The organism is Methylobacterium gossipiicola (genome assembly GCF_900113485.1).
Classification (GTDB): Bacteria; Pseudomonadota; Alphaproteobacteria; order Rhizobiales; family Beijerinckiaceae; genus Methylobacterium; species Methylobacterium gossipiicola.
On record NZ_FOPM01000021.1, the window covers coordinates 44,979 to 66,093 of the forward strand.

A 21,115-nucleotide genomic window follows, 5' to 3' on the forward strand; every position below is an offset into this window, starting at 1 on the left:
ATGGTTTTGCGGTCGTGCGCCTTCGCTTCTCGGTGTCGCCACCGATCGCCAGGGATGGCGGCGTCGCATCGAAGCGAGTCCGTAAGCAAGTTCCGTGCATGCTCCCCGTCACGAAGCGGCGATGGGAACAGAGTCGGACACCACGGCTTTGCTCGGTGTCCCGGGCAGGACGGTCTGCGACGGGTGTACGGCGCACGAGGGTGGTTCGGTACGGGGATCGAAACGGGATCATGAAGATCTTCCAGTGCCAGGCATGCGACCAGCCCGTCAGCTTTGAGAGCACCGGCTGCGAGAGTTGCGAGCGTCGGCTCGGCTATGTCGGTGACCTTCACGAAATGTCGGCCCTCGAGCCCGTGAACGGCCTCTGGCATGCCTATGCCGATCCATCGCGCAAATTTCGGTTTTGCGCCAATGCCGATCACGAAGCCTGCAACTGGCTCGTGCCCGACGATTCGCGAGAGCGCTACTGTACCGCCTGTCGCCACAACCGCGTAGTGCCGGACCTTGGCATCACCTGGAACCTCACGCGCTGGCGCCAGATCGAGGCCGCCAAGCATCGGCTGTTTTATTCCCTGCTGCGCCTCAACCTGCCGCTGATGTCCCGCCTGGAAAATCCGGCCACGGGCCTCGCCTTCGACTTCCTCGTCGATCCCTCCGAGAATTACCTCATCGGTCCCCCGGTGCTCACGGGACATCACAGCGGCGTCATCACCCTGAACATCGCCGAAGCCGACGATGTGGAACGCGAGCGGCGGCGAACCCTGTTCGGCGAGTACTACCGTACGCTCCTCGGGCATTTCCGCCACGAGATCGGGCATTACTTCTGGAACGTCCTGGTGCGGTTTGATCAGAGCCTATGGACGTTCCGGTCCCTGTTCGGCGATGAGCGCGACGATTACGGTTTCGCCCTCCAACGCCATTACCGTGACGGCCCGCCGGCGGACTGGGAGGAATCTTACGTCAGCGCCTACGCGACCAGCCATCCGTGGGAGGATTTCGCCGAAACCTGGGCGCAGTATCTCCATATCGTCGATACGGTGGAGACAGCCGGCGCCTTCGAGCTGCATGTGCGTCCGCGCCTGCGCAACGGACCGGCGAACCCCGTCGTGATCGATTACGATCCGTACCAGACGCCCGATTTCACCCGTCTGGTCGAGGCTTGGCTGCCCCTGACCTACGCGGTGAATTCCCTCAGCCGCAGCATGGGACAGCCGGCGCTCTATCCGTTCAAGCTGACCCCGGCGGTGATCGCCAAGCTGTCCTTCGTCCACGAACGGATCGTGTCCATGCGCTCCATCGGCTACGGCATCGACAGTGAGGAGGCGGGGTCGGAGATCCTGAAGGCCGTCATCACCGGCCTACGCAAGCGCGTTCCCCCGCCAAACGAATAGCGTTCGGCGGGGGAAGGGCACCCCAACCTCAGCCGCGCAGACCCGGCGCTTCCTGGCCCGTCCGGGCCACGTACTCAGTGTAGCCGCCGCCATATTGATGGATACCCTCCGGCGTCACTTCCAGCACGCGGTTCGAGAGGGCCGCGAGGAAGTGGCGGTCGTGGCTCACGAACAGCATCGTGCCCTCGTAGGCCGAGAGCGCCGCGATGAGCATTTCCTTCGTGCCCATGTCGAGGTGGTTGGTCGGCTCGTCGAGGACGAGGAAGTTCGGCGGGTCGAACAGCATCAGGGCCATGACGAGGCGAGCTTTCTCGCCGCCCGACAGCACCCGGCAGCGTTTTTCGACATCGTCGCCGGAAAAGCCGAAGCACCCGGCCAGGGCCCGCAGCGAGCCCTGGGCGGCCTGCGGGAACGCATCCTCCAAGGACTGGAACACCGTGCGCTCGCCGTCGAGCAGGTCCATGGCGTGCTGGGCAAAGTAGCCGAGCTTGACGCTGCTGCCCACCGAAACCGTCCCGTCATCGGCCTCCGTGGCGCCGGTGACGAGCTTCAGCAAGGTCGATTTTCCGGCGCCGTTGATGCCCATGACGCACCAGCGCTCGCGCCGCCGGATGGCGAAATCGAACCCCTCATAGATGCGGCGGCTTCCGTAGCTCTTGTGGACGTTCTTCAGCATCACGACGTCGTCGCCCGAGCGTGGCGGCGGCTGGAACTCGAACGCCACGGATTGGCGGCGCTTGGGGGGCTCGACCCGCTCGATCTTGTCGAGCTTCTTTACCCGGCTCTGAACCTGCGCGGCGTGCGACGCGCGGGCCTTGAAGCGCTCGATGAACTTGATCTCCTTGGCCAGCATCGCTTGCTGGCGCTCGAACTGCGCTTGCTGGTGGGTTTCGTTGAGCGCCCGCTGCTGCTCGTAAAAGGCGTAGTCGCCCGAATAGGTCGTCAGGGTACCGCCATCGATCTCGATGACCTTGGTGACGATGCGGTTCATGAACTCGCGGTCGTGCGAGGTCATCAGCAGGGCGCCCTCGTAGTCCTTGAGAAACGATTCGAGCCAGATCAGGCTCTCGAGGTCGAGGTGGTTCGAGGGCTCGTCGAGGAGCATGACGTCGGGATTCATGAGGAGGATCCGGGCCAGGGCCACGCGCATCTTCCAGCCGCCCGAAAGCCGGCCGACATCGCCGTCCATCATCTCCTGGGAGAAGCTCAGGCCCGCCAGTACCTCGTAGGCCCGGCCTTCGAGGGCATAGCCGTCGAGTTCCTCGAACCGCGCCTGGACCTCGCCGTAGCGCTCGATGAGCGCCTCCATCTCGTCCGCGCGATCCGGATCGGCGAGCCCGGCTTCCAGGGCCTTCAGCTCCGTTCCGACGACGCTCACGGGACCGGCCCCGTCCATCACCGCCGAGACCACGGAGCACCCGGACATCTCGCCGACATCCTGGCTGAAATACCCGATGGTGATGCCCTTGTCGGTGGCGACCTGCCCCTCGTCGGGTTCCTCCTGGCCGGTGATCATCCGGAACAGGGTGGTCTTTCCGGCGCCGTTCGGCCCAACGAGGCCGACCTTCTCGCCCTTCTGGAGGGCGGCCGATGCCTCGATGAAGACGATCTGACGGCCGTTCTGCTTGCCGATTTTCTCGAGGCGGATCATGCGTGCGCGGGACCTTGCTGATGTCCCGCGCCTTTACGGCATGGCGCGCCCGAGCGGAAGGGAAGCCCCTTATTCCATCGACGCAGGCAGGTCCACGGCACGCGGACGGCCGGCATCGTCGATGGCCACGAACGTGAAGGTCGCTTCCGTCACCTTTTCGCGGAACTGCAGGCGGAAGCGCCGCGCCCAGGCTTCGACCTGGATCTTCATCGACGTACGCCCGACGTGGCTCACGCGGGTATAGACACACAGGACGTCTCCGACGCGCACGGGCCGGATGAACGTCATGGCGTCGACGGCGACGGTGACGACGCGGCCATTGGCGCGCTCCACGCCCGCGATGCCGCCGGCCTGATCCATCTGCGACATCACCCAGCCGCCGAAGATGTCGCCGTTGGCATTGGTATCCGCCGGCATCGCAATGGTGCGGACGGTGAGATCGCCCCTCGGTCCGCCATCCTCGTCCACCAGCGTCATTCGGCTTCGCCCCCGCGATTCGTCTGACCCGATTCTACCCTGTGCAGCCCATGCCGACAGCGTAATCCTGAACGTCAGGGCATCACGCCTGCGAATTTCAGGCCGCCGGCGAGGAGGATCGCGGCGACGGAGACGATGAGCTCGAGGGGGAGCAGGTGCCAGATATCGCGGGGCGCGGCCTCGGTCGCACTCAGTTCGGTCATCGCCCAAGTCCCGGTCAGTCCACGGCGTCGTGTCCGTGTCTCCCTCAGACTTATCGCAACATCCTGCGACCCGCCAAATCATATGATGCATTTTGATGCACAAAAGCCTGGCACTCGGGCAGAGTGCCAGGCTTTGAGGCAAACATGCCTGTCTCCGAATCGGTGCCGCGCGCGACGGCACCGGGGTGTTGCTCAGTAGTAGAACCGGCGCGGGCCGTAGAAGCGACGCGGCCCGTAAAAACGGCGCGGGCCATAGAAACGCCGGGGGGCGTAGAAACGACGGCCGTAATACGGACGACGGTAGAAGGGACGCGGGCCGTAGAAGCGACGGCGATAACCGTAATACTGCACGGTCTGGGCGACCGCGGGCGCGGCTTCGCTCTGAAGGGCGAGGGCGGGACCGATGGGGGCGGCGGATGCGCCCTGCGGTGCCGCTGCGGCGAAGCCTAGGGCCAGCAACGCGGCCAGCATGAGTTTCCTCAGCACGTTCTCAAACTCCTCGAGATAGGTCGGTGGGACGTATCGAACCGACGGCTCCGGATCGGACCCGGTCGCTTCAAACGCACGACCGCCGGAAGCGTTGCCACCGCCCGCCGCGCCACGATCACATCGTCGTGCGGGAGAGCGTCGGTCAGGCGATCTTGAGGGTCATGTCAACGATGGCGGCGGTCTGGCTCTCCTTCACGCGGGCGATCCCGTGCTCGCAATCCTCGCGTCGTGCGTAGCCTTCAGCGGAATCGGCCAGGACATTGCCATTGGTCGCCCGCAGACGCCAACGCCACTCGCCACCCGCATCGCGATAGAGTTCGAATCGCATTGCCATCCCTCCGCTGTGCCTGACCTCCAAGATGGGACAGGCCGCCGGGCAGACAATGCCGGAAACAGGAACGCCGCCCCGGTCTCCCGGGGCGGCGTCCTCCTGCAAGAATGTTCAAGCCGCGCTCAGCGCGGGAAGCGGTCGAGCCAACCGAGGGTGCGGCCCTCGCCGGACCCGCCCCCTTGGGGACGCGGCGCCCGCTGGCGGTTCTCGCCACGAGGCTCGGATCGGGTCTCGGCCGCATGACCGCCGGAGCGGCGCTCGCCGCCCCGTCCTTCCTGCGGACGGCTGGCGCCATCGGAACGGCCGGAGCGTGCGGGCGCCCCCTGACCGCCACGACCACCCTCGCCACGACCCTGGCCGGGACGGCCACCGCCCAGACGACCGCCGCCGGGGCGCTGGCCCTGGCGCTGACCGGGCCGCTGACCCTGGGGCGGGGGACGACGCTCCTCGGCTTGGGCAGCATCCATGGCTTCCTGACGCGACGGCGGCGTGAAGCCCTCGGGGAAACCGGAGACGGGAATCTTCTGGCGCGTGGTGCGCTCGATGTCCCGCAGGTAGGCTTTCTCCTCGTCGTTGCAGAACGAGATCGCGAGGCCGTTGGCGCCGGCGCGCGCCGTGCGGCCGATGCGGTGGACGTAGCTCTCCGGCACGTTCGGCAGATCGTAGTTGATGACGTGGCTCACGGCCTCGACGTCGATACCGCGCGCCGCGATATCGGTGGCGACGAGAACCCGGCAGGAGCCATCCTTGAAGGCGGCGAGCGCCCTCTCGCGCTGCGGCTGGGACTTGTTGCCGTGGATGGCGGAGGCGTTGATCGAAACCTTCTCGAGGCCGCGCACGACCCGATCGGCGCCGTGCTTGGTCCGGGTGAAGACGAGGACACGCTCGATCTTGGGATCGCGCAGGATGTGGTTGAGCAGGGCCTGCTTCGCTCCCGTATGGGCGAAGATGACTTCCTGGGTGACCCGCTCGGCCGTCGTCGCCACGGGCGTGACGGCGACCTGCACGGGATCGCGCAGATACTGGTCGGCGAGGCCGGCGATGTTCTTCGGCATGGTGGCCGAAAAGAACAGGCTCTGACGCTCCTTCGGCAGCATCTTCACGATGCGCTTAAGGGCGTGGATGAAGCCGAGGTCGAGCATCTGGTCGGCCTCGTCGAGGACGAGGATCTCGACGGCTTCGAGGGTCAGGGACCGGCGCTCGATGAGATCCATGAGTCGGCCCGGCGTGGCGACGAGGATGTCGACGCCGTTGGCCAGCGCCTTCTCCTGCCGCGAGATGGTCACGCCGCCAAACACAACGGTGTTGGTGAAGTTGAGATACTTCCCGTAATCGGTGAAGTTCTCGGCGATCTGGTTGGCGAGCTCGCGGGTGGGGGAGAGCACGAGCACCCGGCAGCCGCGACGGATCGCCTTGCGCGGGGTCTGGGCGAGGCGGTGCAGGATCGGCAGGGCGAAGGCCGCCGTCTTGCCGGTGCCGGTCTGGGCGATGCCGCAGAGGTCGCGGCCTTCCATGGCGGGCGCGAGGGCCTGCGCCTGGATCGGGGTCGGCGTCTTATAGCCGGCCTCTTCCAGCGCCCGCAGCACGGGCTGGGCGAGACCGAAATCGGTGAACTGGGTCAAGATGAAACTTTCAAGGCAGCGGGACCGTGGCGGATGCCATCAAGCGAGGGCCTCACGCGTATCGATTGATTCGGTCCGTTAAGCTGGAGTCGCCCGCGTGCCGGGGCGATCCGGGTGCATGCACGTTGAAGAGAGGGGCTCAGGTCGGTCGGACTTCGCTGGATGCGACCCGTCGATCCGTCACGCAGCCCTCTCAAGCGGAACCATGACGGCCGCTGACGCTGCACATGCCATATGCGGCTTCGCAGGTGCGAAGTCAATCGCCGAATCCCATCAGGCGTTTGACGGTGCTCGGAGATGCGCGACGAAGTCCTGCGCGAAGGCCGGCAGGGCTTCGAGGTCCCGAACGCACAGGGTCAGATCGCGCACGGCCCAGGGATCGAGGAGGGGGACGACCGCGATGGCCATGGTCCGCGAGGCCCGCGCCGCCGTGGTTTCCGGCACGATGCCGAGGCCGACGCCGCATTCGACGAGGCGGCACACGGCGTCGAAGCTGCGGAGCTGCACCCGCAGACGCATGGGACGACCGGTCCGCGCCGCCTTGTCGGCCAGGAACCGGGTCAGGGCGCTGGTGCGGTCGAGGCCGACGAGGTCATGCTCCAACACGTCGGCGAAGGCGACGGGGGCACCGGCCCCCAACGGGTGGCCGAGGGCGGCGACGGCGACGAAACGATCCTGCCGGAATGGATACGTTTCCAGTGCCCCGGTGTCGACGGTGCCGGCGACGATGCCGAGATCGGCGCTCCCTTCCGCGACGAGCCCGACGATCTCGTCCGACGTCCGTTCCTCGATATCGACGCTGACGCCGGTCTGGCGCGCAAGGAACGCACTCAGGACCTCGGGGAGGAATTCGGTCAGGGCATTGGTGTTGGATAGAACCCGGATCTGCCCGACGGTGCCGCCCGAGAACCCGGCGAGTTCGCCCTGCATCCGGTCGACGCCGTCGAGGAGGTGTCGGGCATGGGCGAGGAGCACACGCCCGGCGGGGGTCGTCGCCACCCCCTGGCGGCCGCGCGTGAGCAAGGCCGCCCCGAGGGAAACTTCCATGGCGCGGATGCGGGCAGAGGCCGCGGCCAGGGCGAGGTTGGCCCGGGCCGCCCCCTGCGTGATCGAACCTGCCTCGACGACGTGGCGGAACAGGCCGAGGTCCACGAGGTCGAACCGCATCATGGCGCGATGGTCCCCGTCGGCTGCCGAGCAAGGACTTTCTTAACCGTGTGGCGCGAGGGTGTGCCCATGGTGATCCGTCGTCGCGTCCGTTCCGTGCTGATGCCCCTGGCGTTGTACGCCGTCTCGGGGCTCGTGGTCGGCTATTTCGTGCATCAGGCCGAGGGCGGCAATCGCGGCCTCGAAGCCAAGCGCGCCCTCAAGATCCAAGCTTACGGCCTCAACCAGGAACTGGCGGCCGTGAAGGCCGATCGGGCGGAGTGGGAGCACCGCGTCGCCCTCTTGCGCAGCGATCAGATCGATCGCGACCTCCTCGAGGAGCGCGCCCGCGTCGTCCTCGGGCGGGTCCATGCCAACGACGTCGTGGTCATCGATCCCTGATCGCAGGGCCTCGGTCCAACGCGGCTGACAACCGTCCCGATCTGTCGGCGGGCCGGCCTCGCTTTCCCAAAACGCGTATCCTAGAACCTCGGGGAGAACAGACGGGCCGGGGGAGAGAGCCGATGGATGCCGCAACCGAAGCGGGCCAGACCAGATCCGACCTGACACCGTCGGAGGCCGCTCACGCACCGGCGCCGAACACGCCGCAATTCACGCGGGACGAGGATCTGCACGCCTATCACGAGATGCTGCTCATCCGCCGCTTCGAGGAGAAGGCGGGTCAGCTCTACGGCATGGGGCTCATCGGCGGTTTCTGCCACCTCTATATCGGCCAGGAAGCCGTGGTCATCGGTATGCAGATGGCCTCCATCGAGGGCGATCAGGTCATTACCGGCTACCGCGACCACGGTCACATGCTCGCCTGCGGCATGGACTCGAAGGGCGTGATGGCCGAGCTGACGGGCCGGCGCGGCGGCTACAGCCGCGGCAAGGGCGGCTCCATGCACATGTTCAGCCGCGAGAAGCAGTTCTTCGGCGGTCACGGAATCGTCGGCGCGCAGGTTTCCCTCGGCACCGGCCTCGCCTTCTCGAACGCCTACAAGAAGAACGGCCAAGTCAGCCTGACCTATATGGGCGACGGCGCCGCCAACCAGGGCCAGGTCTACGAGAGCTTCAACATGGCGCAGCTGTGGAAGCTGCCCGTGGTCTACGTCATCGAGAACAACCGCTACGCCATGGGCACCTCCGTGGCCCGCGCCTCGGCGCAGACGGATTTCTCCAAGCGCGGCATCTCGTTCGGCATTCCGGGCGAGCAGGTGGACGGCATGGATGTCCGCACCGTGCGGGAGGCCGCCGCCCGCGCCATCCAGCATGCCCGCTCGGGGGAGGGCCCCTACATCCTGGAGATGCAGACCTACCGCTATCGCGGCCACTCCATGTCCGATCCGGCGAAGTACCGGACGAAGGACGAGGTGTCCAAGATGCGCGACGAGCACGACCCCATCGAAATGGTACGCAAGCGCCTCGTCGACATGCACGGCGTGCCCGAAGCCGAGCTCAAAGCCACGGACGCGAAGGTGCGCGAGACGGTGAACGACGCGGCCGAGTTCGCAACCCACGATCCCGAGCCCGATCCCGCCGAGCTGTGGACGGATATCCTCCTGGAGTCGCGCGCCTGAGACCTGGTCTCCCGCGCCGCCCATCTCCTCCTCGATCGACGAGTCTCCCATGGCGACCGATATACTGATGCCCGCCCTGTCTCCGACCATGGAGGAGGGCAAGCTGGCCAAGTGGTTGAAGAACGAAGGCGATTCGGTGAAATCCGGCGATGTCCTCGCGGAGATCGAGACCGACAAGGCCACCATGGAGGTCGAGGCCATCGACGAGGGCGTGCTCGCCAAGATCCTGGTCGCGGAAGGCACCGAGGGCGTGAAGGTGAACACCCCCATCGCGATCATCGCGGCCGAGGGCGAGGACGTCTCGAAAGCGACCGCCAGCCCCCCGAAGGCGGATTCCCAAGCGCAGGCCGCGCCGACCCCCGACATGCACGCTGAAGGTCAGGCAGAGAAGCCCGCCCCCAGCGCCAAGACCGGCGACGACGCCCAGAAGGCTCCGGCGGCGCCCGCGACCATCACCAACAAGGCCCCCGCGCCCGTGATGGCCGAGTTCCCCGAAGGCACCGAGATGGTCACCATGACCGTCCGCGAGGCCCTGCGCGACGCCATGGCGGAAGAAATGCGCGGCGACGACGCCGTGTTCGTCATGGGCGAGGAGGTCGCCGAGTATCAGGGCGCCTACAAGATCACCCAAGGGCTGCTGCAGGAATTCGGCGCCCGCCGGGTGGTCGATACCCCCATCACCGAGCATGGCTTCGCCGGCATCGGCGTCGGCGCGGCGTTCACGGGCCTGCGCCCCATCGTCGAGTTCATGACGTTCAACTTCGCCATGCAGGCCATCGACCACATCATCAATTCGGCGGCGAAAACCCTCTACATGTCCGGGGGCCAACTCGGCTGTCCCATCGTGTTTCGCGGCCCCAACGGCGCGGCCGCCCGCGTCGGCGCCCAGCACAGCCACGATTATTCGGCATGGTACTCCAACGTACCGGGCTTGAAGGTCATCGCGCCCTACACGGCGTCCGACGCCAAGGGCCTGCTCAAGGCCGCGATCCGCGATCCCAACCCGATCATCTTCCTCGAAAACGAGATCCTGTACGGTCAGAGCTTCCCTGTGCCGAAGCTCGACGATTTCGTCCTGCCCATCGGTAAGGCCCGCATCCACCGGCCCGGCACGGACGTCACCATCGTGTCGTTTTCCATCGGCATGACCTACGCCCTCAAGGCGGCCCAGGCGCTCGCCGAGCAGGGCATCGAGGCGGAGGTCATCGATCTGCGCACCCTCCGGCCCATGGACACCGACACGGTGGTTGAATCGGTGAAGAAAACCGGCCGCTGCGTCACCGTGGAGGAGGGCTTCCCGCAATCCGGCGTCGGCGCCGAGATCGTCGCCCGTCTGATGGTCGATGCCTTCGACTACCTCGACGCACCGGTCCTGCGCGTCACCGGCAAGGACGTGCCGATGCCCTACGCCGCCAATCTCGAGAAGCTCGCCCTGCCGAACGTCGCCGAGGTGATCGAGGCCGTCAAAGCGGTCTGCTACCGCTAAGGTAACCCGAGGCGCGTTCCGCAGGACGGGACGAAGAGTTTGAGAACCATGACGGACACCTTCGCCGAACTCTCAGCCCCGCCCGATGCCATCGAGAACGGCGGCATCGAAGTCCTGCGCGCCGCCGTCGTGGACGGCGCCGTGAGCGTCGCCCTGCGACGCTCCTTCGACGATCCGTCCACCTGGGGGCGTCTGCTCATCGATCTCGCCCGGCAGGCCGCACGCACCTACGCCTTGGAGACCGACATGTCGGAGGAGGAGGCGTTCGAGCGAATCCGCGCCGGGTGGGAGGCCGAGGGTCTCGATCCGGCGGACATGAATTAGCGGGGGAGCACCATGGCCGAGGCCGCGTTCCGCCGGGCCACCTACGCCGATCTCGAAGCCGTGCCGGATCACCTCGTGGCGGAGATCGTCGACGGTGCCCTGGAGACGCATCCGCGACCGCGCCCACGGCACGCGATGGCGGCGGTGGGCTTGGCCGGTGAGCTGCAGACTCCTTTCGGACGCGGACGCGGGGGACCGGGCGGCTGGATCTTCATGATTGAGCCGGAACTGCACCTCGGGTCCCACGTCGTGGTGCCGGATCTCGCCGGCTGGCGCTGTGATCGGCTCTCGGCCGAGCCGGAAACAGCCTACGTCGAGACTACGCCGGACTGGGTGTGCGAGATCCTCCCGCCCTCCACCGCCCGCCTCGATCGCGGCCCCAAACGCCGCATCTACGCGGAGGCGAGCGTCCCTCATCTCTGGCTCCTCGATCCGGGCGACGGAGTGCTCGAAGCCTTCGCGCTGACGGGAAGCCAGTGGTTGCTTCTCGGAACGGTCGAACGCGGCGAAACCGTCGCGCTCCCGCCCTTCGACGCCGTCCCGTTCCCCCTCGACGCCCTGTTTCCCTTCGACGATCCGGCCGCCCCGCCGCCCCCCTCGCTCGAGACCTGACGCCATGCCGATCAACGTGCTGATGCCCGCCCTGTCGCCGACCATGGAGAAGGGCAACCTCGCCAAGTGGCTGAAGAAGGAGGGCGATCCGGTGAAATCCGGCGACGTCCTCGCCGAGATCGAGACCGACAAGGCGACCATGGAGGTGGAGGCCGTCGACGAGGGCGTGCTCGCCAAGATCCTCGTTGCGGAAGGCACCGCCGACGTGCCGGTGAACGACCTCATCGCCATTATCGCGGAGGAGGGCGAAGACCCGGCGAGCGTCGGTGCTGGCGAGGCCCCCAAGGCGGAAACTGCGAAGCCTGCGTTGTCGAAGGACCCCATCGCCGAGAATGCGACGCCGGGCGGCGGTCAGATGGCCTATGCCCGCGTCGACGCGGCGCCTGACGGCGCGAAGCCCGCTGCGGCTTCGGGGGAGGGCACCCGCGTGTTCGCGTCGCCCCTCGCCCGGCGCATCGCCAAGCAAGAGGGTATCGATCTCAACGCCGTGAAGGGGACCGGCCCGCGTGGTCGGGTGATCGAGCGCGACGTGCGCGCGGCCAAGGCGGCTCCGAAGCCCACCGCCGTGACGGCGCCCACCGCCGAAGCACCGAAGGCGGCAACGGCTCCGGCTGCCGCACCGCCAAAGGCTGCGGCGCCCACGGGCCTGTCCGTCGATCAGGTGCGCGGCTTCTACGCCAAGGGCACCTACGAGGAAGTGCCCCTCGACGGCATGCGCAAGACCATCGCAAAGCGCCTCACCGAAGCGATGCAGGTGGCGCCGCACTTCTACCTGACGGTGGATTGCGAACTCGACGCCCTGATGGCCCTGCGCGAACAGCTGAACAAGAGCGCCGGCCAGACCAAGGATGGCAAGCCGCTGTTCAAGCTCTCGGTCAACGATTTCGTCATCAAGGCCATGGGTCTCGCCCTCATGCGGGTGCCCGCCGCCAATGCCGTCTGGGCCGAGGACCGAATCTTACGCTTCGACAATGCCGAAGTCGGGGTGGCGGTGGCCATCGACGGCGGCCTGTTCACGCCGGTGATCCGCCGGGCCGACCAGAAGACACTCTCCACCATCTCAAACGAGATGAAGGACTTCGCGGCCCGGGCCCGCGCCAAGAAGCTGAAGCCCGAGGAATATCAGGGCGGCGTCACCTCCGTGTCGAATCTCGGCATGTTCGGCATCAAGCACTTCACGGCGGTGATCAACCCGCCGCAATCCTCGATCCTCGCCGTGGGTTCCGGCGAAAAGCGTGTCGTCGTCCGTGATGGCCAGCCCGCCGTGGCTCAGGTGATGACCGCGACCCTGTCTTGCGATCACCGCGTCCTCGACGGGGCTCTCGGCGCCGAACTGATCTCGGCATTCAAAGGCCTGATCGAAAACCCCATGGGCATGCTGGTCTGAGCGACGACCAAGCCCTCTGGAATAACCCCGGCCCCTTCACGGACGAGGGGGTCTAGGAGCGCATCATGGCCGACACCTACGACATCCTCGTCATCGGCGCCGGGCCCGGCGGCTACGTCGCGGCCATCCGGGCGGCGCAGCTCGGGTTCAAGACGGCGGTGGTCGATCGCGAGCACCTCGGCGGCATCTGCCTGAACTGGGGCTGCATCCCGACGAAGGCCCTGCTGCGCTCGGCCGAGATCTACCACTACATGCAGCACGCCTCCAATTACGGGTTGTCGGCCGAGAAGGTCGGGTTCGACGTCGGCGCCATCGTCAAGCGCTCGCGTGGCGTCTCGACCCGCCTCAACGGCGGGGTCGGCATGCTCTTGAAGAAGAACAAAGTCGACGTGATATGGGGCGAGGCCACCATCGAGGCGGCGGCGAAGGGCAACGCGCCCGGCCGCGTCACGGTGAAAGAGACGAGCCGGGCGCCCGCGCCCAAGGGGGCCCTAGCGGCCGGCTCGTATTCGGCCAAACACATCATCGTGGCGACGGGCGCGCGGCCCCGCGCCATTCCGGGCATCGAGCCCGACAAAAGCCAGATCTGGACCTACTACGAGGCCATGGTCCCGCAGGCCATGCCGAAATCCCTGCTGGTGATGGGCTCGGGCGCCATCGGAATCGAGTTCGCCTCGTTCTACCGCACCATGGGGGCGGAGGTGACGGTGATCGAACTCTTGCCGCAGATTCTGCCCGTCGAGGATGCCGAGATTGCCGGCCTCGCGCGTAAGCGCTTCGAGAAGCAGGGGATCAAGATCCTCACCGGCGCCAAGGTGACGAAGGTCGAGAAGTCAACGGGTTCGGTCACCGCCACCGTCGAGACCGGGGACGGCAAGACCCAACAACTGACGGCCGAGAAACTCATCTCGGCGGTGGGCGTCGTCGGCAACACCGAAGGACTCGGTCTCGATGCCCTGGGCGTCACCCTCGAGCGCGGCATCGTCGTCACGGACGGCCTCGGGCGCACCAACGTCCCGGGACTCTATGCCATTGGCGATGTCGCAGGTCCGCCGATGCTCGCCCACAAGGCCGAGCACGAAGGCGTCCTCTGCGTCGAAACCATCAAGGGCTTGCCGACCCACGCCATGGACAAGGCCAAGATCCCCGGCTGCACCTACTGCCAGCCGCAGATCGCGAGCGTCGGCCTCACCGAAGCGAAAGCGAAAGAGCTCGGGTTCGCCGTGAAGGTCGGCCGCTTCCCCTTCGCGGGCAACGGCAAGGCCATCGCGCTCGGGGAGCCGGACGGCCTCGTGAAGACGGTGTTCGACGCCAAGACGGGCCAGTTGCTCGGGGCCCATATGGTCGGGGCCGAGGTCACGGAGCTGATCCAGGGTTACGTGGTCGCCATGAACCTCGAAACCACGGAGCAAGACCTCATGCACACGGTCTTCCCGCACCCGACCCTGTCGGAGATGATGCACGAGAGCGTCCTCGACGCCTACGGCAAGGTGATCCATAGCTGATGAGGCTAAACCGAAGAAGCATCTGCTCCCCACGATGCAAAACCGCCCATGCTCGCGCACGGGCGGTTCTCGTCCGGAACTCACCAACAGCGTACCGAGGGGCCGGCCGACAAGACGTCGACCGGTGCATGAAGAAGCTTTACTTCTTCTTCGAGTACTCGAAGGCCGGGGCGGACTTGAGGGCGTCCTTGTTGGTGTCGATGAGGGCGCGCAGCTTGCCGTCCTTGTTCTCCAGGGCAATGCTCGACGGGCTGACGGAAACGTAGCGCTCGCCCATGCCGAGGAAGCCGCCGACGCCGAGGATCACGGCGCTGATGGTCTTGCCGTCGACGATGACGAGATCCTCGATCTCACCCACGGACTCGTTGGCGTTGTTGTAGACGTTGAGACCGATGAGCTTCGAGCTCATGACGTCGGCGGGCTGCGCCGTCACGTAGGTCACCTTCACGGTTGCCTTGTCGGCCATGGTCATGCCGCCGGTCGCCGCGGTCGTTGCGGACGTCGTCGTAGCAGGCGTCGCCGGCTTGACGGTCTCCTGAGCGAGGGCGAGCGACGGCAGCGCCACCACGAGGGCAGCGGCGAGGACGGACTTCGGGGCCATGGGGTTTTCCTTCTCGAACCTTACGCAGCAGCACGCGCTGCGCGAATGCCGTCGGTAACGGCAGATGGTCGGGAGGGTTCCGTCGCCGGTGGTACCCGTGCATGAAAAACGTGCATCGGCGTACGGTCTGCGACACGTCGGAGGGGGACTGACAAATTCGTCCAGGCGTTTTCGAACCCTGGACTCCCCGTTTGCGATGGAGACCGCAAGCTCCTAGATCTTGACCCGTGGCTCCCGCCGTCACGGCCGGACCCGTTTGGTGTGAGATGGCCGTCGTCCTCGACCTCCTGCGCAACGATCAGCGCCCCCGGCATCCCGAGAAGGCGCATCAGCCGGACAAGCCGATCCAGCGCAAGCCCGATTGGATTCGGGTGCGGGCCCCGGGCTCGCCCGGTTGGGCCGAGACGAATCGGATCGTTCACGAGCACAACCTCGTCACCGTGTGCGAGGAGGCCGGCTGCCCGAACATCGGCGAGTGCTGGGAGAAGCGCCACGCGACGTTCATGATCATGGGCGACACCTGCACCCGTGCCTGCTCGTTCTGCAACGTCCGCACGGGCCTGCCTCAGGGGTTGGATGCCGACGAGCCCGAGAAGCTCGCCGATTCCGTGGCGAAGCTCGGCCTGCATCATGTCGTCGTCACGTCGGTCGACCGGGACGACCTCGCCGATGGCGGCGCCGAGCATTTCGCCCGGACCATTCGGGCGATCCGCCGGGTGAGCCCCTCGACCACCATCGAGATCCTCACGCCGGATTTCTTGCGCAAGGACGGCGCCCTGGAAACGGTGGTGGCCGCCCGTCCGGACGTGTTCAACCACAATCTCGAGACGGTGCCGGGCAATTACCTCACGGTTCGACCCGGAGCGCGGTACTTCCACTCCGTACGCCTGCTGCAGCGGGTGAAGGAACTCGATCCGACGATCTTCACCAAGTCCGGTATCATGGTGGGCCTCGGCGAGGAGCGGAACGAGGTGGTCCAACTCATGGATGACCTGCGCTCGGCGGATGTCGATTTCCTCACCATCGGCCAGTATCTCCAGCCGACGAAGAAGCACCACGAGGTGGTGCGTTTCGTGCCGCCCGACGAGTTCAAGGGCTTGGAAACGACGGCCTACGCCAAGGGCTTTCTCCTCGTCTCGGCGACGCCGCTCACCCGCTCGTCTCACCATGCGGGGGAAGACTTCGCGCGGTTGAAGATGGCGCGCCTCGCCCGTCTGGCGCCCGGTGCGGTCAGCGCCTAGATAGGCCCGATGCCGTCCTTTCGTATCGACCGCCTCGTGCGGCACAGTCCGCGCGCGATGTACGATCTCGTCGCCGATGTCGAACGCTATCCCGAATTCCTGCCCCTGTGCGAGTCCCTTCGGGTGCTGCGCCGGCAGCCGGGGGAGGGCGGCACGGAGATCCTCGTGGCCGAGATGGGGGTTGGCTACAAGGCGATCCGCGAGCGCTTCACCACCCGCGTGACCCTCGACCCGGCCAACCTCAGGATCGTTGCCGAGTACATCGACGGGCCGTTCCGGCATCTCGAGAACCGTTGGGGCTTCAAAGAGGCGCCCGGTGGGGGATGCAACGTCGATTTCTTCATCACCTACGAATTCAAGAGCCGCACCCTCGGGCTCCTCATGGGCACGATGTTCGACCGGGCCTTCCGCAAGTTCACCGATGCGTTCGAGGCGCGCGCAGACACGATTTACGGCGCCGCCGCGCCGGTCAGGTGATTCGGCAAGTCCCCCGGAGGTCGAGAATTTCCGTTCAGGATGACGGGCCTTCGAGGGGCGCCCGCATGCCGCGCAACGCCCGGACGGCTCGGTGCCAGCCGTCGAGGCGCTTGGCCCGGTCGGCCGACGACAGCGTCGGGCCGAAGCGCCGCTCCAGGCGCCAGGCGCGTGCGAACGCTTCCGGCTCCGGGTAGACGCCCACGGTCCATCCCGCGAGATAGGCGACCCCGAGGGCCGTGGTTTCTCGTACCACGGGGCGGTCCACGGGTAGGCCGAGGAGATCGGCGAGGCGCTGCATCGTCCAGTCCGAGGCGGCCATGCCGCCATCCGCCCGCAGCACGGTCTCGGCATCGCCGCGCGGCCAGTCGGCTCTCATGGCGGCCAGGAGGTCGTGGGTCTGGTAGCAGACGCTCTCCAGGGCAGCGCGGGCGAACGCCTCCGGGCCGGTGTCGCGGGTGAGGCCGAACAGGGCGCCGCGGACATCGGGTTCCCAATGGGGGGCACCCAGGCCGACGAAGGCCGGCACGAGGTAGATTCCGGCATCGGGATCGGCCCGGGCCGCGAGGGGACCGCTCTCGGCGGCATCGCGCAGGAGGCCGAGGCCGTCCCGTAACCATTGAACCGCCGCACCCGCCACGAAGATCGAGCCTTCGAGGGCATAGGTGCGCTGTCCGCCGAACTGGTACGCGATGGTGGTGAGGAGGCGACTGCGCGAGGCGTGCGCCTCCGCCCCCGTATTCAGCAAGGCGAAGCATCCGGTGCCGTAGGTCGCCTTGACCATGCCGGGGGTGAAGCACGCCTGCCCGATGGTCGCGGCCTGCTGGTCGCCGGCCACGCCCCGGATCGGGATCGCCGCCCCGAAGAGGTCTGCTCGTGTCGTCCCGAAATCTCCGGCGCAGTCCCGCACCTCCGGCAGCAGGGCGCGGGGAATGCCGAAGACGGCGAGCAGATCGTCGTCCCAGACCCCGCGATGAATGTCGAACAGGGCGGTGCGGGCGGCGTTCGTCGCGTCGGTGGCGTGCAAACCGCCGGTGAGGCGCCACAGCAGCCAGGAATCGATGGTCCCGAAAGCGAGTTCGCCGCGCTCGGCGCGTCCACGCGCGCCTGGCACGAAGTCGAGGAGCCAGGCGATCTTGGTCGCCGAAAAGTACGGATCGAGGATGAGCCCGGTACGAGCCGTCACGAGGGGTTCGTGTCCCGCCGCTTTCAGGTTTGCGCATAGGTCTGCGGTGCGCCGATCCTGCCAGACCAGGGCGGGGTGGATCGGCGCGCCCGTGGCGCGGTCCCAGATTACGGTGGTTTCACGCTGGTTGGTGATGCCGAGGGCCGCGACCGAGGCAGCTGGTACGTCGGCCCGCGCCAGGACGGCGCGGACAGTGGTCAGCACGCTCGCCCAGATGCCCTCGGGATCGTGCTCGACCCAGCCGGAAGCCGGATAGGTCTGGGCGATTTCCGCCTGCGCTAAGCCGGCGACGGAAAGGTCGGGCCGGAACAGCATGGCCCGCGTCGAGGTCGTGCCCTGATCGATGGCGAGGACGAATGTCGACATGCCGGCTCCCTCCGCGCGTTTCTTTCGCCGAACCGCTGCCCGCTTCAGCGGAAAAGACCCTCGCTGTCACGCCGCCCGGGCCGTACCGTCGAGGTGGGCTTCGACGGCCGCGACCTCGTGCGGTCTCAGGTGCAGCCCGAGTTTCGAGCGGCGCCAGAGGACGTCGTCAGCGGTACGCGCCCATTCGCAGCGCACGAGATAATCGACCTCGGCCCGCGTCAAGTCGGCTCCGAGCACACCGCCGAGGTCGGCGAGGCTCGTGGCATGGCCCAGGATCGCCGTCGCGCGGGTGCCGTAGGCGCGTGCCAACCGTTGGGCATGGGCCTGCGCGAGCCAAGGGTAGGCGGCGCACAGGTCCGACACTAGGGTCGGAACGCCGTCGCGGCCGAAATCCCCGCCGGGCAGGGGCGCTGTCTCGGTCCAGGGTCGGTGCGCCAAGCCCGGCAGATGGGGCGCCAGACGTGCGAGGGCGTGCTCGGCCAAGCGCCGATAGGTGGTGATCTTGCCGCCGAAGACCGCGAGCAGGGGGGCTTCTCCCCGTGGCACTTCGAGGTCGAGGACATAGTCGCGGGTGGCGGATTGAGCCGCGCCGGCGCCGTCGTCGTAGAGCGGCCGCACGCCGGAGAAACTCCAGACCACATCCGGCGCCTGTACCGGCCTCCGGAACCACCGGCTCGCGGCGGCGCAGAGATAGGCGATCTCGTCCGGGCCTGCGGCGACCTGGGCCGGATCGCCGCGATAATCCCGGTCCGTGGTGCCGATGAGGGTGAACCGCCCCTCGTACGGGATGGCAAAAACGATCCGACCGTCGTCGTTCTGAACGATGTAAGCCCGGTCGTGGTGGAACAAGGCCGGCACCACGATGTGACTGCCCTGAACCAAGCGAATCTTGGCGCCGGCTCCGCGCGCGAGGATGCGGGTGCCGATATCGGCGACCCATGGGCCGGCGGCGTTGACGAGCGCCCGCGCCCGCACGCGGGTCGTCACGCCGGCCGCCCGAACCTCGATCTGCCACAGGCCGTCGGCGCGGCGGGCCGCCATCACTTCGGTCCCGACCCGGATCGCGGCGCCGTGCTCGGCAGCGTCGAGGGCATTGAGAACGACGAGGCGGGCATCGTCCACCCAGCAATCGGAATATTCGAAGGCCCGCGACAGGCCCGGCCGCAGGGGCAGCCCGACGCGATCGTGGGCGAGGTCCAGGGTGCGGGTCGGCGGCAGGGCGCGGCGGTCACCGAGGTGATCGTAGAGGAACAGGCCGAGGCGCAGCAGCCAAGCCGGCCGCTGTCCTGCCGCATGCGGCAGAACGAACCGCATCGGGGTCACGATGTGCGGCGCGAGGCCCCACAGGATCTCACGCTCGATCAGCGCCTCGCGCACGAGGCGCAAGGCCCCGTGTTCGAGATAGCGCAGGCCGCCATGGATGAGCTTGGTCGAGGCCGACGAGGTGGCGCCAGCAAGATCGCCCTGCTCGAACAGTATAACCCGCGCGCCCCGCCCAGCCGCATCGCGGGCGATGCCACAGCCGTTGACGCCGCCGCCGATGATGGCGAGGTCGTAGAAATCGGGCGACGCAGGGGCATCCGTCACGAGACCTCCGGACCGGACCTTGAACGACAGCCCTTATTGGCCCTCACACCGTGTCGGAGGCAATCCGCCCGCTACGTCGGCGATGGGTTCACGCGGCCAGGGGCAGGACCGGTTTCTCCGCCTCGCGCGTCGGCTCGGCGATGCGGGGGCCGAACAGCGTGGCGTAGAGCGCCGTTGGAGTGTGGCTGCGGCCGCTCCCATCGACGATCCGTACGTCGGACATGCCGGCGGTGAGGAGGGACAAGCCCTGCTCCAGGGCAGCCATGATCGAACCGTGCTGATAGGAGAGCGCGCGCAGGGAAACCCGCGCGTGGACGGTGAAGCTCACGGTTCTGATCCTATGATGACGACCGGGTTGGCTTACGGCCGGACCGGGGACTGGATGATTCAGGGGGGCGTTCGATGGCGGCCTCTCCGATCCCAGGGATCGTCCCGGCGGCCTGTGATGTGCATGGACCGCAATCATGTCCGCGTGTTGACGAGATCAACACCAAATCGCGTCGTCACCGCCGAAAAGTTTATGGATGTCGGTCGTCTTCAACTCCGGAAAGCGTTTTCGACTTCGTGAAAGCGTTCTCCTCCGGCCTTCAGCGCGCCAAGGCCCCGACCATGGGACCTAGCGGCCGGCTGAGGTCGGAACGGCCGAGGGCCGGGGCGTAGAGGCTCGACACGCTGCCGTCGAGGAACAGGGCGTTGCGGCAGCCCAGCGTATCCTTGAAGAGGCGCGCGAAGGCCCCGAAGCTCACCGGATGCTCGGAGATGGCGAAGATCGCCGTGCGCCCGTCATCGCGGACGCCGACGCCGTTGCGGATCTTCTGGCTCGGCCCGTCACTGGAAATCTTGGGATGGATATGGCCGTCCACCACCAGCATCGGCCCGGATTGGGTAGCGAAATCGGGCTTCGGGTTCACCCGGAGATAACGCGCCGTGTCGAGGACGCCCGCCCGGTCACCCTTCACGTAGAAGATGCCGTTGGGCTTGAGGTGGAAGTTGCCCGGCCCATTGGCCGTCGAGACCCCCTTTAACTCGCGTCCGTCCTCGACATAGAGCCCGACGGGGGCCTGATCCTTGTCGTACATGCCCGCATTCATGGCGAAGCGGAGGGACGGCCCCTGCTTGTCCGCCAGGGTCGACAGCGAGGAATAGGGCTGACCATCGGCACCGCGCCAGAACACACGCACCTTCTCGCGGCGCAGGTCGACGGTGCAGATGGTGTAGGTTTCTCCTTCGGCCTGGACCGGACGGCAGGGTGCGGCCGGCGCGGGCGCCGCCGGGGCCGGGGGCGCGAAAGCAACCACACCGACGAGCATGGCGGCGGCGATCCCCTTGCGCGCCGTGACGACCTGTTTCTCGGGACGATACATCGCGAAGACCCTGGGGCAGGAGGGAGGACGGCCGCGACGCGCTTCCTCGCGCGAAAGCACGTTGGTTTTCAAGCCGTCCCGAGCGTTGGGCC

General features: G+C 67.1%; 22 protein-coding genes. 10 read left to right on the forward strand and 12 right to left on the reverse strand.

The annotated features are described in order from the left end of the window. The first annotated feature begins 230 nt into the window (after nt 1-230). Nucleotides 231-1,391, forward strand: coding sequence for a zinc-binding metallopeptidase family protein (locus BM249_RS16430; RefSeq protein ID WP_091974062.1), 1,161 nt, complete (start codon nt 231-233; stop codon nt 1,389-1,391). Nucleotides 1,392-1,419: 28 nt separating this feature from the next. On the opposite strand, the gene BM249_RS16435 is transcribed toward BM249_RS16430, so the two are convergent. From BM249_RS16435 to BM249_RS16460, 7 genes are all read right to left on the reverse strand, one after another. Continuing rightward, nucleotides 1,420-3,042 carry an ABC-F family ATP-binding cassette domain-containing protein gene (locus tag BM249_RS16435; protein ID WP_091974064.1) on the reverse strand — a complete coding sequence of 541 codons (1,623 nt, stop codon included), beginning with the start codon at nt 3,040-3,042 and terminating at the stop codon, nt 1,420-1,422. Between the two features lie 69 nt (nt 3,043-3,111). Then, nucleotides 3,112-3,519: an acyl-CoA thioesterase gene (locus tag BM249_RS16440; protein ID WP_091974066.1), complete on the reverse strand. Its 408-nt coding sequence runs from the start codon at nt 3,517-3,519 to the stop codon at nt 3,112-3,114. Between the two features lie 74 nt (nt 3,520-3,593). After that, entirely contained in the window at nt 3,594-3,722 is a 129-nt protein-coding gene (locus BM249_RS22160) for a hypothetical protein (protein ID WP_280142687.1), read from the reverse strand. Nucleotides 3,723-3,914: 192 nt separating this feature from the next. Beyond that, complete coding sequence (locus BM249_RS16445; RefSeq protein ID WP_091974068.1) at nt 3,915-4,208, reverse strand: hypothetical protein; 294 nt, start codon at nt 4,206-4,208, stop codon at nt 3,915-3,917. Between the two features lie 145 nt (nt 4,209-4,353). Next, nucleotides 4,354-4,539: a YegP family protein gene (locus BM249_RS16450; RefSeq protein WP_091974070.1), complete on the reverse strand. Its 186-nt coding sequence runs from the start codon at nt 4,537-4,539 to the stop codon at nt 4,354-4,356. Nucleotides 4,540-4,664: 125 nt separating this feature from the next. Then, nucleotides 4,665-6,164: a DEAD/DEAH box helicase gene (locus BM249_RS16455; RefSeq protein WP_091974072.1), complete on the reverse strand. Its 1,500-nt coding sequence runs from the start codon at nt 6,162-6,164 to the stop codon at nt 4,665-4,667. A gap of 273 nt (nt 6,165-6,437) precedes the next feature. Then, the gene (locus BM249_RS16460; RefSeq protein ID WP_244528828.1) at nt 6,438-7,334 is read right to left on the reverse strand and encodes a LysR substrate-binding domain-containing protein; all 897 of its coding nucleotides are present in this window, start codon (nt 7,332-7,334) and stop codon (nt 6,438-6,440) included. A gap of 66 nt (nt 7,335-7,400) precedes the next feature. Here BM249_RS16460 and BM249_RS16465 point away from each other — a divergent pair, with 66 nt between their 5' ends. The 7 genes from BM249_RS16465 (at nt 7,401) to lpdA (ending at nt 14,204) form a co-directional block, all read left to right on the forward strand. Continuing rightward, a complete protein-coding gene (locus tag BM249_RS16465) occupies nt 7,401-7,712 on the forward strand; it encodes an FtsB family cell division protein (protein ID WP_091974074.1) in 312 nt (103 codons plus the stop codon). Nucleotides 7,713-7,834: 122 nt separating this feature from the next. Next, the gene (pdhA, locus tag BM249_RS16470; RefSeq protein ID WP_091974076.1) at nt 7,835-8,890 is read left to right on the forward strand and encodes a pyruvate dehydrogenase (acetyl-transferring) E1 component subunit alpha; all 1,056 of its coding nucleotides are present in this window, start codon (nt 7,835-7,837) and stop codon (nt 8,888-8,890) included. Between the two features lie 49 nt (nt 8,891-8,939). Then, nucleotides 8,940-10,376 (forward strand): pyruvate dehydrogenase complex E1 component subunit beta, encoded by a 1,437-nt coding sequence (locus BM249_RS16475; protein WP_091974078.1) that lies wholly within the window; start codon nt 8,940-8,942, stop codon nt 10,374-10,376. Nucleotides 10,377-10,424: 48 nt separating this feature from the next. Then, the gene (locus BM249_RS16480) at nt 10,425-10,700 is read left to right on the forward strand and encodes a DUF5076 domain-containing protein (protein WP_091974079.1); all 276 of its coding nucleotides are present in this window, start codon (nt 10,425-10,427) and stop codon (nt 10,698-10,700) included. Between the two features lie 12 nt (nt 10,701-10,712). After that, nucleotides 10,713-11,312, forward strand: a complete 600-nt coding sequence (locus BM249_RS16485; RefSeq protein WP_091974082.1) for a Uma2 family endonuclease — start codon at nt 10,713-10,715, stop codon at nt 11,310-11,312. A gap of 4 nt (nt 11,313-11,316) precedes the next feature. Continuing rightward, entirely contained in the window at nt 11,317-12,699 is a 1,383-nt protein-coding gene (locus BM249_RS16490; RefSeq protein WP_091974085.1) for a pyruvate dehydrogenase complex dihydrolipoamide acetyltransferase, read from the forward strand. A 65-nt stretch (nt 12,700-12,764) separates the two neighbouring features. Next, nucleotides 12,765-14,204, forward strand: coding sequence for a dihydrolipoyl dehydrogenase (lpdA, locus tag BM249_RS16495; protein ID WP_091974087.1), 1,440 nt, complete (start codon nt 12,765-12,767; stop codon nt 14,202-14,204). A 139-nt stretch (nt 14,205-14,343) separates the two neighbouring features. On the opposite strand, the gene BM249_RS16500 is transcribed toward lpdA, so the two are convergent. Beyond that, nucleotides 14,344-14,805 carry a PRC-barrel domain-containing protein gene (locus tag BM249_RS16500; RefSeq protein ID WP_091974089.1) on the reverse strand — a complete coding sequence of 154 codons (462 nt, stop codon included), beginning with the start codon at nt 14,803-14,805 and terminating at the stop codon, nt 14,344-14,346. A gap of 266 nt (nt 14,806-15,071) precedes the next feature. On the opposite strand from BM249_RS16500, the gene lipA reads away from it, so the two are divergent. Both lipA and BM249_RS16510 read left to right on the forward strand, forming a co-directional pair. Then, nucleotides 15,072-16,046 carry a lipoyl synthase gene (gene lipA / locus BM249_RS16505; RefSeq protein ID WP_091974091.1) on the forward strand — a complete coding sequence of 325 codons (975 nt, stop codon included), beginning with the start codon at nt 15,072-15,074 and terminating at the stop codon, nt 16,044-16,046. A 9-nt stretch (nt 16,047-16,055) separates the two neighbouring features. Beyond that, on the forward strand, nt 16,056-16,523 hold the full coding sequence (locus BM249_RS16510; protein ID WP_091974093.1) for a type II toxin-antitoxin system RatA family toxin: 468 nt from the start codon (nt 16,056-16,058) through the stop codon (nt 16,521-16,523). A 34-nt stretch (nt 16,524-16,557) separates the two neighbouring features. Here BM249_RS16510 and glpK read toward each other — a convergent pair whose 3' ends face one another. The 4 genes from glpK to BM249_RS16530 all read right to left on the reverse strand — a co-directional run bounded on the left by glpK (nt 16,558) and on the right by BM249_RS16530 (nt 20,969). Next, a complete protein-coding gene (gene glpK / locus BM249_RS16515; protein WP_091974095.1) occupies nt 16,558-18,072 on the reverse strand; it encodes a glycerol kinase GlpK in 1,515 nt (504 codons plus the stop codon). A gap of 66 nt (nt 18,073-18,138) precedes the next feature. Continuing rightward, the gene (locus BM249_RS16520) at nt 18,139-19,659 is read right to left on the reverse strand and encodes a glycerol-3-phosphate dehydrogenase (RefSeq protein WP_091974097.1); all 1,521 of its coding nucleotides are present in this window, start codon (nt 19,657-19,659) and stop codon (nt 18,139-18,141) included. 88 nt (nt 19,660-19,747) lie between these two features. Then, complete coding sequence (locus tag BM249_RS16525) at nt 19,748-19,987, reverse strand: hypothetical protein (RefSeq protein ID WP_091974098.1); 240 nt, start codon at nt 19,985-19,987, stop codon at nt 19,748-19,750. Nucleotides 19,988-20,246: 259 nt separating this feature from the next. Beyond that, nucleotides 20,247-20,969 carry a phosphodiester glycosidase family protein gene (locus BM249_RS16530; RefSeq protein WP_177232438.1) on the reverse strand — a complete coding sequence of 241 codons (723 nt, stop codon included), beginning with the start codon at nt 20,967-20,969 and terminating at the stop codon, nt 20,247-20,249. Nucleotides 20,970-21,115: the final 146 nt, after the last annotated feature.